Below are 15,911 nucleotides of genomic sequence, written 5' to 3'. Positions count from 1 at the left end.
TCACGGACAATCACTATGGCCCTATCGGAACAGGATACCGACGAACAACTTTTACTGGCGATGGCCGGCGGCGAGATGGAGGCCATGAGCGCCTTCTACCGCCGCCATGAAACCCGGCTGTACCGCTTCCTGATGGCCAAGTTGAACGATTCCTTCGTGGCCGCCGACCTACTCAATGAGGTGATGCTGGAAGTCTGGCGCTCGGCGGCCCGTTTTGCGGGACGCTCCAAGGTCACCACCTGGATGTTCGGCATCGCCCACAACAAGGTGCTGACCCACTGGCGCAAGTTGGGCGTCCGGGAATTTATCGAGGTGGATGACACCCTGGCGGATGAGACCCCGACGGCCGATCTGGAGCAGGCTCTCTCGGCGGTCAAAGACGCGGAACGGGTACGCGCCGGCATGCAGACTTTGTCGCCCCCACACCGGGAGGTGTTGCACCTGGTGTTTTTTGAAGAACTGGATTACGCGGAGATTGGCCGTATCCTGAGCGTACCGGAAGGAACGGTAAAGTCCCGCGTCTACCACGCCAAAAACTTACTGAAGAAACAACTGGCCAGAGCCATGAGGTCATCGTGAAAGACATAGATGAACAACTGAACCTGTGGGCCAACGGCCGACTGCCGGAGGCGGAACGCCGCGTACTCGAACAGAAAATGGCGGACGATCCTGCCCTGGCCCGGGAAGCCGAGTTCCTGAAAGCGCTGAGAAGCACGGTTCAGAGCGAACCGGCGAACGGCCCTGGCGAATTGGGACTGGCACGTTTACAGAAAGCCATTCGGGCCGAACAGGACGCCAAACAACCCCAAGTACCCGCCGTTTTGCCCCGGAAGAATTTCTGGCGCCCGGTAGCCATCGCCGCCAGCGTGATTGTGGCCGTGCAGGCCGCCCTGCTGCTGGGGCCGGAACCCTGGGACGACGGCTCAGCGGTGGACATGGTGCCCGCCTCCGGCGAAGAAGCGCCCAAGGGGCCACGGGTCCAGATGGTCTTCGACCCGGCCGCCACCATGGCAGATGTGCAGACGGCGGTATTGAGCGTGAACGGTAGTATTGTCTCCGGACCCAGCGCCCTTGGCATTATCCAGTTGGGGCTACCGGAAGATGCCTCAATCGAGGCGGCGGTGGATGCACTGAGAGCCTACGATTTTGTGGATGAGGTGATCGCACCATGAGGGCAGCGCTACGGCTGGCATCCTGCTTTTGTCTCGGGAGCCTGGCGCTCTGCCCGGTGACACTGCTGGCCCAGGACGATCAGGACCGGGAAAAAGCAAGGGAAAGTATCACCATCGACCGCGAACGCGCCGCTGAACTCAGGCGCGGGGAAGCGGTGCAAGACACAGAGCGCAAAACCGCCGTACAGACGCTCGATCGGACAACCGAGACTTCAGAAGTAGAACAGGAGCGTCCGATAGAAGAGGCAGAGGCTCAACCACAACTCACCCGGCCGGTTCCGGCGAAGCCCCGGGAAGCAGAGGTGATCGAGCGGGAACCCGAACCCGAACCCGAACCCGAACCCGAACCCGAACCCGAACCCGAACCCGAACCCGAACCCGAACCCGAACCCGAACCCGAAGTCAGTGTGACCGAAAAGGCAGAGTCAACGTCAAGCGATCGCGAGGAACCGGAAGCCGCCGAACCGGAGCCCACTCGACCGCCAATCCAGCGCGGTGGCAGTCTCCTCGGGCGCGCACCGCCGCCACCGCCGCCGGTGCCACCCCCAGCACCATCAAACGATCCCGTCCCCCCGGCCCCGGACTCGCTACCCTACGAGCCGGGCGAATTACTTTTGGTGAGTGCGGATATGGCCGAGGCGCAATCGGCAGCCCGGCAACTTCAAAGCTACCAACTGCGGGTCAAATCCCGTCAGCGCCTGGACAACCTGGGCCTGGTGATCAGCGTTTTCCGTCTGCCTCCGGGGACCGACACACCCGATTTGGTCGCTCAGGTGCAAGAGGACCTGCCGGATCTGGACCTGGACACCAACCAGCGCTACCAGTTACTCAACGCCCGGCGCCGCTACGCCCAGCAGATGATCGCCTGGCCAGAAGATACCAGCGCCTGCAGCGGTCAATTCCGTATTGGCATGCTCGATACCCCCGTCAATGACCAGCACCCTGCCCTGACGGACAGCCAACTGAACCGACGCAACTTTGTGCGCGGCACCTCGGCCGAAGCACTGCACGGTACCGCGGTTGCCAGTCTGTTGGTGGGAAGCGTCAACTCGGAAACCCCGGGTCTGCTGCCCGGCAGCACCTTGTGGGCCGCCGAAGTGTTCCGCCAGCGAGGAGAGCGTACCGACACCAGCACCGAAATTCTGCTATCCGCGCTGGACTGGTTGGTCAGCCAGGAGGTACAGGCCATCAACCTGAGCCTGGGCGGTGAGCGCAACCGGGTGTTTGAACTGGCCCTGGGAAAATTGCTGGGCAGCCAGATCCTGCTGATTGCCGCCGCTGGTAATCAGGGGCCGGAGGCACCGCCAAGCTTTCCCGCCGCCCAGCCCGGTGTGATCGCCGTAACCGCCGTGGACGCCGCCGAGCGCCTGTACCCCGATGCCAACCGGGGCGACTACATCGATCTGGCCGCACCGGGCATGGATATCTGGGCCGCCGATGGCGAGACGGGCGGACGCTACCACACCGGCACTTCCTTCGCCGCGCCGCTGGTCACAGCCGCCTCTCTTTTGGCCCGACAGCAAGGTGCGGATCTAATGGCAGCGGTCAAAGACCTGGGGCCCACGGGGCGGGATGATCGTTTTGGCCGGGGGTTGGTGCAGGTGGGAACCTGGTGTAACTGACGCGCCATTGATGTAGACACGCTCTTCCATAAAAAAGCCGGCTGCGAGCAGCCGGCCTGAAGATCAAAGGTTGTGGTTTAGGGTTACTGGGGGCAGTTTACGCCACCGACGGCATCCGAACATTGCAGCTCCAGTTCAATCATCTCATCGTCGGTCAGGGAACCATACTGGGAGAAGGTGTAAGCCGTGGACCCATCATCGCCGGTGACCATCACCTGTACCCACTCGTTTTCGTCGGCCAGACCTTCCGGGAACTCCAGAGTGACCGAATCACTCAGCGCTACCGCTTCGTACTCACCCAGCTCGACATAACCCGCGCGGTTGCCTTCCAGGAAAGCATCGATATCACAGCTGGTCGCCGAGGTCTCCGGACCGTTGATGCAGGAAATTTCGATGCTCTGCGCTGCGGGACCCTGCACCACGGTTTCATCCAGCACCAGCGCTACGCTACTGACCAGGCTGGTTTCCATGCTGCCGGCCATGGTGACGAACTGACCATTCTGGCTGAAGGCGCCGTTGGATTCGGCTGTCCACTGGAGCAGAGTCGCCTCAGCGGGAACCGCTACTGCCAGGCTGTCCTGAATCAGAATATCGGTATCGGTGAACACCGTGCCATCGGACAAGGTCGCGGTGATATCAACGGTGCAGGGAATCGACACACCGGACTCGCCCAGACACTGAACCTCTACTTCATCAATCGGCGTGATTGCGAGGGCCACATCAACGTCTCCGGTTATGCCGGATGTTGCCGTACCTTCGGCGATGACTTGTTGACCACCCACGCTGATCGGAAAGGGGGTTTCCGCGGTCCAGGTCAACTCGCTGTTCTCATCCAGATTGTCCCAACCGGTAACAATGGTGGCACCTCCCGCCGGAACAGATTGAGTCAGGGTTTCAGTACCATCGGTCAGGGTCACCGAGCAGCCCACGCCGGTGCCGTCCGGCAATTCACAGCGCACCACATTTTCACTGCTCGGGTCTTCCAACTCGATAATCACATCGGCGGACATATCGGTGGTTTTCTCGCCAATCAGACCGGTGTCGGAAGTCGCGTACCAGTCAATGGTGGCACTGTTGGGCATATTGACAATGGTAGAGCCACCTTCGGGCAGGTAACCGTTGCGGGTAAACACTGAGCCGTCATCCAGCGTTACGCCGGCACTGATACCGCAGGGAATGGCCGTACTGTCACTCAACCGACACTCGACATTGATGCTGCCGCCGTTTTCGAATTTGAAGTCCCAGTTCCAGGTGGAGAAGTGACTCACTTCAGCGTAGACCGCCAGCCCCACCGGTGAGGTGGCCGAGGCGACCACGGTGCCAATAATGGAATCGTCTTCAATCCACAGGCCCTGGTCTTCGTCAAAGTGCCACATGGGAATGGTGCTGCCGATCGACAATGGCTCATTGTTGATACTCGCCACCGGTAGATCCATCTGGATCTCGGCGGTGGTGTTGGGTGCGATCTGCAGGTAATCACCCTCGGCGTTGTGCACGTCCACGGTAATCATACCGGCGCTGATCAGCTCGACCGACTCACCGCCGGCATCGGTCGCTTGACCATTGGCGGGCATGGCATTGAGCTCATCGCTGGTGATATCCCAGGGAGTAATCTGAACCCTGGCTTCACCGGAGGCGGGTTCGCCATCGGGAGTGACAAAGGCGTTGGCCGGGAAGGTCACCCGGGCGCCAAGATCCACAGCGCTCAAAGTGCGGGCCGCTTCAATGTCATCCACCGGCAGCGTCTGTTTTACCGGCACCATCCGAATGGGCATGATGCCATCCTGCTCACCACTGACTCGCAGCACCTGCGGTACAAAACCATCAGCTTCGGCTCGCACCCGATAGGATGTCTGGCTCTCCGGACTGAACTCGACGCGACCGGAAACATCGCTCTGTGCGCTCTGCTCATCCAGGGTCACGGTGACATCCGACAGACGTGCACCGGTGTGCGTCTGAATCATAAAACTGAGATCAATGGTTTCCGGGGTCGGTTCTGGGTCCGGCACAACGGGATCTGGCGCGGAGTTGTTATTGCTTCCACCGCAGGCAAACAGGCTGCCCGCCAGCAACGCAACTGAACACGCTTTCAGGCAGGATTGGGTTTTGGATTGGAGTGTGGTCATGGTGATGTCCTCTTCGGTTATTAGCGCACCGTAATCAACACAAGGCGCTTCCGAAGAGGTAGTTGCACCTCACTCCATAGCGGTTCAAAAAAAATTTACAACAAGGCGGCTGTTTTGATCTGGGCGTACACCGTCTGGCCCCCAGAGAGCGCGAGATCATCGGCGGACTTGCGGGTGATTCGGGCGAGCAGTGGCTGGCCTGAGCAGTCCAGATGCACGGTTACGCGGGTGTTATCGTAAGGCTCGATGTTCACCACCTGCACCGGCAGGCAATTGAGAATACTGGTGTCCCGGGCCTGACTCAGGGTCAGGCTCACATCCCGGGCCGCCACCCGAAGGCGCACACTCTGCCCTTCCAAACGGGGCTGCCGGGCCAGCGTGAGGGTGCCGCCATTGAGCGCGACGCGGGTCAACGCGTAGTGGTCATCATGCGCCGCCACCGTGCCGGACAACACCGACGCGGCATCGTCGGCCCGGGCCAGGGGCAGATCCGCCCGGGTCATCAGCTCCGCCAGCGGCCCCGCCGCCAACACCCGTCCCCGCTCCATCAACACCAGGTGGTCCGCCAGGCGAGCCACTTCTTCCGGGGCATGGCTGACGTACAGCACCGGAATCTCAAGGCGATCGTGCAGTGTTTCCAGATAGGGCATGATCGCCTGCTTGCTGGTCGGATCAAGGGCCGCCAGAGGCTCATCCATCAGCAGTAGCTCGGGGCTGGTGGCCAGGGCCCGGGCGATGGCCACCCGCTGACGCTCCCCGCCGGACAGGCCGCTGACCGGCCGATCGATCAGGGGGGCCAAGCCGAGCCACTCGATCAGCTCTTCCTGCGACAAGTGCCGCTCAGCCGCCGGGGTGCGCCGCCAGCCATAATTCAGATTGCCCCGCACCGACAGGTGCTCGAAAAGGCTCGGTTCCTGAAACACATAGCCCAGACGTCGCCGATGGGTGGGCAGGAACTGCGCCCCGTCCTGCCAGCAACGCTCGCCCAGATGGAGGCGTCCACCCGGCGTTTTGTCGAGCCCCGCCACCGCCCGCAGCAAGGTGGTTTTCCCACACCCGGAGGGACCAACAATGCCGGTTACGCCCCGCCCCGGCAGGCGCAGGTCCACGGCCAGCTCGAAGTCACCCCGACGGACCTGAAAGTGCAGGGCCAACCCTTGGGTATCCGATGTTGTCGTCATCCTCGATTCACCAGGCTCAAGTGTCGATTGAAACCGTACACCGTCAGCAACAGCACAAACGACAGGAGCAACAGCCCGCCGGAAAGGACATGGGCACGGGCGTAGTCCAGGCTCTCCACGTGGTCATAAATGGCGATGGACACCACCTGGGTCTCCCCGGGGATGTTACCGCCGATCATCAACACCACACCGAACTCCCCCAGAGTGTGAGCGAAGCCGAGTACGGCCGCGGTCAGAAATCCGGAGCGCGTGAGCGGCACCACCACGCTGAAAAAGCGGTCCCAGAATCCGGCGCGCAAGGTGGCCGCCACTTCCAGAGGACGTTGCCCCAACGACTGAAACGCGCCGGCCAGCGGCTGCACCACGAAGGGCAGCGAATACACCACCGAGCCAATCACCAGCCCGGTGAAGGTAAACGCCAGTGAGTAACCGCCAAACCATTGGGCCACCTGCCCCAAGGGGCCAGAAGGCCCCAACAGCAACAATAAATAGAAACCCAGTACCGTCGGAGGCAGCACCAGCGGCAGGGCCACCATGGCCTCCACCAGAAACCGGAAGCGCCAACGGCTGCGCGCCAGCCACCAGGCCAGGGGTGTCCCGACGATCAGCAGAATAACAGTGGTGATGGCAGCGAGTTTGAGGGTTATCCCCAGGGCCACCCAGTCGGCGCTTTGAATCATGCAGCAGCTCTGTCTGTCTATTGATGACGGCCACTTTAGCACGGACCGGGCGTTTGCAAAGCCCGTGCAGACAGGCATGACAGGACTCATTCGCTGAGCTAGGCTTGATATTGGAGCTCAGCAAACTGATGATAATCGCGCCACCTCAACCCGGTTGCACTTGATGAACGTATTTGAAAGTCAGGCCCAGGCCCAGAACGTCGACAAGGACCGGCGGCAATACATCCTGTCGTTTGTGAGTTATATCTCGGGCACGGTGATTCTGCTCTACGGCCTGCCCCACCTGATGTCCGGCAATGTGGCACTGGCGTCCCTGCTGCTCGGCACCTCGCTGACGTTTCTGCTCACCGTCGCCTACTACCATCGCACCGGCGACATTGACCTTGCCTGTAAGATTGAAGCCGTGCTGGTGGTCGGTTTTGTGCTGGCGCTGATCTACCACGGTGGTCATGAGAATACTGCCCTGTACTGGATATTTCCTTTCCCGGTAATACTGTTCGGGCTGCTGGGGGTACGCAATGCCCTGATCGGCAATACTCTGGTCCTGCTTGCCATTGCGGTGATGCTGTTCATGCCGGACTGGATTCACGCGGAGTACCGGCCCGAGGAAACCACCCGGTTTTTTGCCTCGCTGGTGATCATGGTGATCGCCGCCGGAATCAATGATTTTTTCCGCGAACGCAGTCATCACAAAATGAGCGCACTGCAACTCTCCCGCGAGCAGCAGGCCAACACCGATCCGCTCACCCGGCTCCCCAACCGGCGCTTTATCGATGCCAGCCTGGAACCTCGGTTGAATCAGACTCCCGACGAGTTTCTGCCTCTGGGTGTGGTGATGTGCGATATCGATCATTTCAAGCAGCTCAATGACCAGTTTGGTCATCAGGCCGGAGACGATGTGCTCAAAGAGGTGGCCCGCCTGTTCCGCAAGACCTTGCGCCGACAGGACGTCGCCTGCCGCACCGGAGGTGAGGAGTTTCTGATCTTCCTGCCCCGAACCGAGCTGACGGATGTGCGCATTGTGGCCGAGAAGGTACGGGCCAAACTGGCGAACACCGTTTTCCCCATCAAAGGCGCTCCCCACCGGGTGACCGCCAGCTTCGGCACGGCGGTCTGCCACCAATCTGGTGAGCTGAGCGCCACCGTGGAATATGCGGATGAGCAGCTCTACAACGCCAAAAAGGCCGGGCGCAACCGGGTGGCTTAGCGATACCCGCCGTCGCGAATGAGGGTCTGGGCGCTATCGCTGCGCAGAAACCGGAGAAAGGCGCGGGCCGGCGGCGTATCACGCAGCAGGATCGCCTGCTGCGCGATGGGCTGGTAGTGGGTTTCGGGCACGAGCCAATAGTCGCCCTGCGGACGGGTTTGCCACTGGGACAAGGCAATAAACCCCAGGCCCACATTGCCCGTCGCCACAAACTGATAGGCCTGGGCAATATTCTCACCCCGCACCGCCCCGGTGCCCACGGATTCCCATAGCCCCATTGCCTGCAGGGTCTCCTGAGCCGCCCGGCCATAGGGCGCCAGGCGCGGGTTGGCCAGGGCAATACGGCGCGCCTGCTGCAGGGACTGCACTGGATCGGCAATCTCGCCGGTGGGGTTCCAGAGCACCAGGACGCCGGTGGCATAGGTAAATCGGGTACCGGGTACGCCGACACCCTCGGCCTCCAGTCGCTCTGGGCGTGCCTCATCGGCGGCGAGAAACACATCGAAAGGCGCGCCCTGGCGAATCTGGGCGTAGTGCTTGCCGGTGCTGCCGTAGGACAGGCGCAGTTGATGGCCGGTGCGTTCAGAGAAAGCCGTGGCCAGTGGCTCCATGACCCCGGCAAAGTTGCTTGCCACCGCCACTTTCACCTCTCCCGCAAGCGCGGGCGTGGCCAGAAATACGACAATAAGCGACAAAAGCCAGTGAGTTGGCCTGGGCATAAACATCTCCCGATGGATGAATCAGGATTCTACCATCGGGTGGCCGCCCGCCGTGAAGTGTCGGTTACTGGGCGCGCCCGGGCCAGACGCTGGACACCGCCTCGGAATCAGGCGAAGCCCGCTGCTCCAGCAAGCTCGATTTGGCGCCGTTCACCACCGTCGAGACCGCGGGATCAAACAACCAGACTTCCACCCGCTGGTTTTTGATTCGCCCGGCCTCCTGACTATCGGCCACCGGCAGGTCATCGCCAAAACCCACCACCGAGGCGGCGTGAATGTCGTGGGCCCGCAGCGCCGACTTCACCCGTAAGGCACGCATCCGGGACAGAATCAGCGCCCGCTCCTCCGACTGCTGGCCATCCCCGAAACCAATCAACTGCAGCTGCAGGTCGCGATTTTCCGGCCGGCTCATAAACTGGCGCAGCCGCTCCACATCCCACTGGGCCTTGTTGTCCAGGCGTGAACTGCCCGCATCAAAGCGAAAGTTGATGGACAGTCGCTCGCCGTGGCGAACCAGCTCACTGTAGGCCGGCGGTGCATCGGGATGAAGGGTCGGCTTCAGGCTCACCGGGTTCTGGGACACAAAGCCCACCTGCGCGACCCGACGCTGGCCGGCCTCACTCTGGGCAAACCCGATAAACTCCCGCACCAGGGGCGGAGTCTGGCCCGGGAGGGTGTACAGAAACAGGCGCCGGGACAACGCGTAGTCTTCAGTGGCCACGTACAGCGGCTCCGGGCCCAGGGGGCTGATGCCATCCTGGGAGACGCTGACCGCTTTGGCCTGACGGACCGAGGCCAGCCCCACAAAGCCGATGGCCCCCGGGTCCGCCGAGACCGAATCGGACAATCGGTCATTGGACTCAAAGCGGCGCGCCTGGGCATCCAGCGAGTAATCGCCCTTGAGCACCATACTCTTGAAGCTGTCCCAAGTACCCGATTTGTTGTCCCGGGCATAGAGGCTGACCGGCCGATTCGGTCCACCCAACTCCGCCCAGTTACGAATCTTGCCCGAAAACAGGCGGGCTATTTCGGTGACTGTCAGCGCCTCCAGCGGGTTGCTGGGGTGGATAATGACCGCCAGCCCGTCGATCGCCACCACATGCTCGGCGTCAAAGTGACGCATCGGACCAAAGTCCGCGAGCAGTGTCTGTTCCGACGTTTTGATGGGGCGGGACGCCATGGCGATCTGTGCCTCACCGGACGCAAGACCGCGCATGCCGGTACCGGAGCCATGGGCGGCCACGTCGATATAGACGGTCTGGCCAGCCACCCGGCCCTCAATCCGGTATTCGTTGGGCTCGGTGCGAGCTCGAACGCTGACCTCGGTTGCGCCCTTGGCAACCAGATAATCTTTCGCGAGCCTGGGGGCCAGGCTGGCGCCAATGGTATTGGACCCGTGCAGGCTGAACAGCAGGCCACTTTCTCCGGAGGCAAACGGCGTGATCGTCGCCATGGCACCGCACGACAACAACCAGACTGACACGACCCAGGTCAAACAACGCAGTCTCATACACGGACTCCCTTTGGATACAGGCGCGCCAGCATAGAGATCATTTGTTACGACTCTGTGACGCTCGTCGGCGCACTATGAGCGAAGCGGATCAGAACAGCGTCCGGTAATCGATACATCGGGTCAGGGGCGCAAGCGTCTGGCGCAGATCCCCGGCCAGGTGCAGCTCGGCATCGCCCGGGTGCAACGCAATGCGCAGGGGATGGCGTTCACTGGCGAACCCCCGGTTGCAGCGATTCCAGAATCGCAGCCCCAGGGCCCGCAGCGGGGTATCGGCCTCGAACCCCACCAGCGGTAACCGCCGCCGGACGCCGCTGGCGGTGTGAAGGAGTCCCGAGGTGGTTTCCACATAGGTAAAGGGCGACTCGGCCAGATCCTGACCCTGCAGATCTCCCAACGCCCAGGCTGGCGGAACATACAGCTCCGGGGATGCCAGACGATGGCGGGCAAACCAACGGTGGTTGTCGACCAACAGTGCCCTGAGCGCGGCGCGCGGCTGACTTAGATGCTCCGCCGCCTGGCGGGAAATCAGACGGGCGTGACAGCGGTGATACCAGCCCCGGACCCGTTCGGCCCGGTGAAACCAGCCGTGACCCGCCAGCTCCAGCCCCCGGGACTGCCAGCAACCCAGGCGGGCCAGATCTCCGGGGCGCCAATCCCGGCCCGGTACCACCAGTAACACAGTGCCGGGCCGGGCCGACACCGGCACCATGGACAGCAGTGCCTCCACCCGATCCAGCGTCTCCGGCATCACATCGTGGATGGACAGCAACGCTTCCATGGCCGTCAATCCAGCACCGAGGCGACTGCGGGCGGCGGGACGGACGGTAGCGTCGAGCGCTGGGCCACGGTATGGGTCAGCAGCTCACACCAGTGCGCAAGGCAGCGTTCATTGAGCGCACTGGCCACCTGCGCGGCGGTGCAGGCCCGCTCCCGGCGCTCGGCGGGCGTGCGGGCGCGCAGTTGGGTCAGCGCCTCGGCCGCACTCTGTGACGGGTCGATGATGGTCAGGCCGGGGCACAGCTCGGGCCACTGGGTGATACCACAGCCGGAGGACACCATGACCAACCGCTCCCGCACCATGGCCTCCAACGCGATGGTGCCAAAGGATTCAAAGTGTGAGGGCAACAGCAGCAGGTCGTGGTCATCCACTTCCGCCCGCAGCGCCTCGCGATCGAGCCAACCCAATAAGCGCAGGTTCGGGCAGGCACGGGCGGCGTCCGTCAGCTCGCGACGCAGCGGCCCGTCGCCGGCAATACTGAACACCATATCCCGGTGCACCCGGGCGGCCTCGATGACCGCGGTGAGGTTTTTCTCCGCAGCCAACCGGCCGGCAAACAGGACGCGACGCAACTGACCGCCGTAGGGGCGCCGGGGCGTGCAGGCAAACTCGGCCGAAATCGGCGTGCCGATCAACCCGGTGGAGGGCGCCCCCATCCGCTGGGCCAGTTCCAGCATATCCCGGGAATTGCCCAGCACCGAGCGGGACCGGGCAAACAGGTAGCGGTGGGAGCGATCGAACAACCGGTGGACCAATCGGCCCCGCCATGAGCCCCGCCAGTAGAGTTCGGTCAATTGCTCAAAGGCGGTGTGAAAGCCCGCGAGTACGGGAATCCCCAGGGATTTCGCCAGGCGCGCCCCCAGCAGCCCGTAGGGCCCCGGCGTGGCCACAATCATCACCTGAGGCGCGAGCTCCCGGAGCGCCTGCCGGAGCGCCCAAGGGTTGGGAATGCACAGCTTCTGGGTACGGTCACCGGGCAACGGCAAGGCCAGCCCCGCGCGCCAGCGGCCCCCTTCCACCCGGGGCGAAAACAGCACAATGCGCTCCAGCTCCGGTGCCAGTTGCTCCATCAAATCCTGATAGTAAGCACCCACTCCGTTTCGGCCGGGCGCGGCGTCGGATACGACCGCCACCCGCAGGGCCTCGGGCAACAGCAAAGGGTGGCGCGGTTCAGGGCTCATAGGACGACTCCGCTCATGGGTGAGGCCAGACAGACACAAAACGTTGACGAATGCCGGCCTCACTCAGGCCGAACTCCGCCAGATCATAGCGGTGACCCGGACCGGCATCGCGGCGCGATTCGTCACGGAACGCGACGGCGCCCCCCGAGGGCAAAGGCTGGCCGAGAAACGCGTAGAGCCGGAACCACCCCCGGGTATCCAGCCGCGAGAGCTCGGCCAGCGGCAGAACCTGCACCCAGGGCGCCCCGCGCAGCGCCAGAACCCGTCGGTAATAGCCGTGCAGCACGGTGATCATCCGTTCGCTCAGCTCCGGTGCGACGGAATCACCGCCCCACAGACGCAGCACCGGGCGCAAGGCACTTAACTGGGAGGGCACCGCCTCTTCCGGGCGACGCACACAGGCAATAAAGCGGGCGTCGGGAAACGCGGCGCGCAAATCCTGAATCCAGGGCGTAAAGGATGGGTTTTTACTCAGCAGTCGCTTGTCACGGCCGTGAAAGTACAGGTGCCGCTGCAGGCAGCGCCGATAGAACGCCAGCATTGCGCGGCGCTCCGGGGCCGGCACCGCGTCATCAAAAAAGGCCAGGCGCCAATAGCGCTCCGCCCCAGGGCACAGCAACGCCGGCAGAAAACAGCCCCCCCGGTACAACAGCAGCAGGAAATCTTCCTCCGGCTCCTGCCAGGCCAACCGGTGCACCCGATCCATGGCCGCCCAGCGCCAGCGCCCGATCCAGCGCTGCAGCGGCGCCAGACACCAACCGACAAAGCGCCAAAAATAGCGCTCGGAAATCGACGGCGCAAGCAGGCACTCCCACAGCGTCAGGGTCGTGAACGCCGGATCGTCCGCCAGGCGGCGCTGCAGAAAGGTGGTGCCGCTGCGCGGTACGCCCACGATAAACACCGGTGCGCGCACGGCGACACGGCGGTAGCCGCGAAACAGCAGTTCATCGAGCAGGAAACCGAGGGCGTGGCAGAGAAACAGCAGGCCGCTGCCCAACCAGAGCAGCAACAGTAGGGGCCAGCGCCACCAGCAGGCGCGCCAACCGTTGGTGGGCAGTGCTCGGAGCAGGTGCCCACCCAATCTCATCCAGGCCATCATCAGGTGCATGGCGCCTATGCAACCGCACTAGCATGACAATCCAATGACAGCGGTGTTAATTGAGTGGGGTGACGGCCAGTCGCTGGTCTTTGCGCCACTGCTCCAGCGGTGCGGGCTTGCCGTAGAGATAACCCTGCAGGAAGGTACAGCCGAGGGCTTCCAGACGTCTGGCCTGGGCCTCGGTTTCCACCCCCTCGGCGAGCACTTCCAGATCCAGGCTCTGGCCGAGGGCAATGATGGTGCGGACAATGGCCTCGTCGTTTGGATCGGTCAGCAGATCCCGGACGAACGACTGGTCCACTTTGAGCAACTGCAGTGGCAATCGCTTGAGGTAACTCAGGGAGGCATAGCCGGTCCCGAAATCATCCAGCGCAAACCGGATGCCGTGGGCCCGCAGGCTTTCCATCCGCTCGATCACCTGGTCCAGTTCATCGATCAACAGGCTCTCGGTCACCTCCAGCTCCAACCGCTCCGGGGGGCACCCCGAGGCGTCCAGGGTGTTTTCCAGGTGATCCACAAAGTTCGGATGGCGGAACTGCGCCGGGCTGATATTGACCGCCAGGACCACGCCTTTGAGCAGCTCATCCCCCTGCCAATCCGCCAGGTAGGCACAGGCCTGCTCCAGCACCCACTCCCCCAGAGGCACAATCAGACCGGTGCTCTCGGCTAGGGGGATGAACTCGGCCGGGGAGATCATCCCCAGCGTGGGATGCTCCCAGCGGGCGAGTGCTTCCATGGCCACCACCTCGCCGCGCGTGTTGACCTGCGGTTGCAGATGCAACGCCAGGCGGCGCGACTCGATGGCCTGACGCAGCGCCCCTTCCAACTGAGTACGCCGATTGATCGCCACCTGCATCGCCGGATTGAAAAACTGCAGCCGGTTGTGACCCAGTCGTTTCGAGGCCTGCAGCGCCAGATCGGCGCCCTTGAGCAGAGTATCGGTGTCCTCACCGGCATCGGAAAACAGGGCAACCCCGAGACTCACGCTGATCACATAGGGGGCGCCGCCAAGCTCAAAGGGCTCGGCCAGGGCGGTCAGCCACTCATCGGCCAGGTTACGCACCGCCACAACGGCCCGGTCCGGCTGCAGCGCCAGGTCCTCCAGCAGCACCACAAATTCATCGGCGCCGAAGCGCGCCAGGGTGTCGGTGGCGCGCAGCTTGCGCTGAATGCGTTCGGCCACTGCGCACAGCAGCTGGTCGCCGGCATCGTGTCCCAGAGAGTCATTCACACTTTTGAAGTTGTCCAGATCCAGCAGGACCAGGGCCCCGTCGTAGCCGGTGCAGGTACTGCTGAACAGCCCGTGCCGGACCCGATCAAGCAGCAACCGCCGGTTGGGCAGGCCCGTCAGGGCATCAAAGAACGACAGCTGGTGAAGCTGCTCCTGAATCTGGCGGTGTTCGGTAATATCGGTGGAAATACCGCAGAGCGCGTAAATCTCCCCCGCCGGGGTACGCAGGGGCAACTTTTCCGAGAGAAAGACATGGGCCGCTTCCTGGCCCTTGATCCGGTTCACCTCTTCATTGGAAAAGCGTTCTCCCCGGAGCAACACGCGACAGTCGTTTTCCTTCAGCAGACGACAGGTGTCGGCATCAAAGAAGTCTTCATCGCGGCGGCCGATAATGGTCTCCGGTGCAGCGCCCAGCAGGTCGGCGACTTTCTGGTTGACATACTGGTAGCGAAAATCGGTTCCCTTGATATAGATATGCGCCTGCACACTGTTGAGAATGGTGCTCAGCTTCTGTTCGCTTTTCTGCAGTTGCTGCGTCTGGCGCTGCACCTGGCGGCGCAACAGCGCACTGAACAGCAGCGCGGCCAACAGCATGGCACTGAGACCGGCCAGGCTCCACCAAAGCCAGGTCGGCAGAGGCCCGGACTCCCGCCGGGGCTCCCAGCGACGCAGCGTTTCGAAATACAGGGACCCCGGATCATTGCGCCATAGGTCCAGATAGTCATCGATGGTGGTCAACACCTTCGGCAGTCGCCCGGGGGTCACCGCGTAATACAGCCGGCTGGGCAAAAACACCACCGGCGCCCGCACCAGGTCGGTTCCCTGGGCTCGCTGATCGCCGTAGAACTGATTCGCCGCCACCGCATCGGCTTGCTGGTCCAGCACCGCCTGAAAGCCCGCCTCCAGGCTGTCCACCAGCACCCACTGGACCGGCAGCTCCATGCCGGAGAAGAACGTCATCAGATAATCGTGCTGCACCGAGCCCTGGAGCACCGCCAGCCTCCGCCCCTGTAACTCCAGCAAACTGGTGGGTTGCTCCGTCCCGGCCGCGACATAGATCTGGGACCAGCTCAGGAGCGCGGGAATCTCATGGAAATCAAACCGCGTGGCCCGCGAGGGGGTCAGAGCCACATCCGGCATCAGGTCGATTTCACCGTTGGCCAGGGCGCTCAGGCAAGCCTGCCAGAGACAGGCCACCGGCTCGAGTTGCCAGCCCTCCTGCTCGGCGATATGAAGCAGCAGATCGCCGAGAATGCCCGAGGGCTCACCGGTTTCACTGAGGAAAATTTTGGGGGGATTTTCGTACACGCCAACCCGCAGGTGTGGCGCTTCTGGCTCACTGCGGGACTCCGCGGCCATCACCGGCAAGGCAACAATGCAGGCCAATAGGAGCAGCCCTGCC

13 protein-coding genes are annotated in these 15,911 nt (G+C 62.9%); 4 read left to right on the top strand and 9 right to left on the bottom strand.

What is annotated here, in order from left to right; genetic code table 11:
* Nucleotides 1–15 precede the first annotated feature (15 nt).
* Genes N645_RS0112570 through N645_RS17540 form a run of 3 tightly spaced genes read left to right on the top strand, consistent with a single transcriptional unit; the run spans nucleotide 16 to nucleotide 2,794 of the window.
* Nucleotides 16–579 (top strand): RNA polymerase sigma factor, encoded by a 564-nt coding sequence (locus tag N645_RS0112570; protein WP_024461869.1) that lies wholly within the window; start codon nucleotides 16–18, stop codon nucleotides 577–579.
* A complete protein-coding gene (locus N645_RS0112565) occupies nucleotides 576–1,172 on the top strand; it encodes an anti-sigma factor (RefSeq protein WP_024461868.1) in 597 nt (198 codons plus the stop codon). The genes N645_RS0112570 and N645_RS0112565 overlap by 4 nt, the downstream gene beginning before the upstream one ends.
* Nucleotides 1,169–2,794: a S8 family serine peptidase gene (locus N645_RS17540; protein ID WP_152521708.1), complete on the top strand. Its 1,626-nt coding sequence runs from the start codon at nucleotides 1,169–1,171 to the stop codon at nucleotides 2,792–2,794. Before N645_RS0112565 ends, N645_RS17540 begins: the two co-directional genes overlap by 4 nt.
* 83 nt (nucleotides 2,795–2,877) lie before the next feature.
* On the opposite strand, the gene N645_RS17065 is transcribed toward N645_RS17540, so the two are convergent.
* The 3 genes from N645_RS17065 to modB all read right to left on the bottom strand — a co-directional run bounded on the left by N645_RS17065 (nucleotide 2,878) and on the right by modB (nucleotide 6,781).
* Nucleotides 2,878–4,920: a hypothetical protein gene (locus N645_RS17065; protein ID WP_024461866.1), complete on the bottom strand. Its 2,043-nt coding sequence runs from the start codon at nucleotides 4,918–4,920 to the stop codon at nucleotides 2,878–2,880.
* A gap of 95 nt (nucleotides 4,921–5,015) precedes the next feature.
* Complete coding sequence (modC, locus tag N645_RS0112550; RefSeq protein WP_024461865.1) at nucleotides 5,016–6,101, bottom strand: molybdenum ABC transporter ATP-binding protein; 1,086 nt, start codon at nucleotides 6,099–6,101, stop codon at nucleotides 5,016–5,018.
* Complete coding sequence (gene modB, locus N645_RS0112545; RefSeq protein WP_024461864.1) at nucleotides 6,098–6,781, bottom strand: molybdate ABC transporter permease subunit; 684 nt, start codon at nucleotides 6,779–6,781, stop codon at nucleotides 6,098–6,100. The genes modC and modB overlap by 4 nt, the downstream gene beginning before the upstream one ends.
* Nucleotides 6,782–6,944: 163 nt before the next feature.
* Between modB and N645_RS0112540 the strand changes: the two genes are divergently transcribed.
* A complete protein-coding gene (locus N645_RS0112540; protein ID WP_024461863.1) occupies nucleotides 6,945–7,988 on the top strand; it encodes a diguanylate cyclase in 1,044 nt (347 codons plus the stop codon).
* Here the strand turns inward: N645_RS0112540 and modA are convergent.
* The 6 genes from modA to N645_RS0112510 form a co-directional block, all read right to left on the bottom strand.
* Nucleotides 7,985–8,707, bottom strand: a complete 723-nt coding sequence (gene modA / locus N645_RS0112535; protein ID WP_024461862.1) for a molybdate ABC transporter substrate-binding protein — start codon at nucleotides 8,705–8,707, stop codon at nucleotides 7,985–7,987. The genes N645_RS0112540 and modA overlap by 4 nt on opposite strands.
* 64 nt (nucleotides 8,708–8,771) lie before the next feature.
* Complete coding sequence (locus N645_RS0112530) at nucleotides 8,772–10,217, bottom strand: substrate-binding domain-containing protein (RefSeq protein WP_024461861.1); 1,446 nt, start codon at nucleotides 10,215–10,217, stop codon at nucleotides 8,772–8,774.
* A gap of 91 nt (nucleotides 10,218–10,308) precedes the next feature.
* Nucleotides 10,309–10,998 carry a polysaccharide deacetylase family protein gene (locus N645_RS0112525; RefSeq protein ID WP_024461860.1) on the bottom strand — a complete coding sequence of 230 codons (690 nt, stop codon included), beginning with the start codon at nucleotides 10,996–10,998 and terminating at the stop codon, nucleotides 10,309–10,311.
* A 5-nt stretch (nucleotides 10,999–11,003) separates the two neighbouring features.
* Nucleotides 11,004–12,179, bottom strand: a complete 1,176-nt coding sequence (locus tag N645_RS0112520; RefSeq protein ID WP_024461859.1) for a glycosyltransferase — start codon at nucleotides 12,177–12,179, stop codon at nucleotides 11,004–11,006.
* A 13-nt stretch (nucleotides 12,180–12,192) separates the two neighbouring features.
* The gene (locus N645_RS0112515) at nucleotides 12,193–13,287 is read right to left on the bottom strand and encodes a sulfotransferase (RefSeq protein ID WP_024461858.1); all 1,095 of its coding nucleotides are present in this window, start codon (nucleotides 13,285–13,287) and stop codon (nucleotides 12,193–12,195) included.
* 46 nt (nucleotides 13,288–13,333) lie between these two features.
* Nucleotides 13,334–15,895 carry an EAL domain-containing protein gene (locus tag N645_RS0112510; protein WP_024461857.1) on the bottom strand — a complete coding sequence of 854 codons (2,562 nt, stop codon included), beginning with the start codon at nucleotides 15,893–15,895 and terminating at the stop codon, nucleotides 13,334–13,336.
* Nucleotides 15,896–15,911 lie beyond the last annotated feature (16 nt).

The sequence above is a fragment of the Marinimicrobium sp. LS-A18 genome, assembly GCF_000463525.1.
Taxonomy (GTDB): Bacteria; Pseudomonadota; Gammaproteobacteria; order Pseudomonadales; family Cellvibrionaceae; genus Marinimicrobium; species Marinimicrobium koreense.
This window is presented reverse-complemented; position numbering and strand designations above follow the sequence as displayed.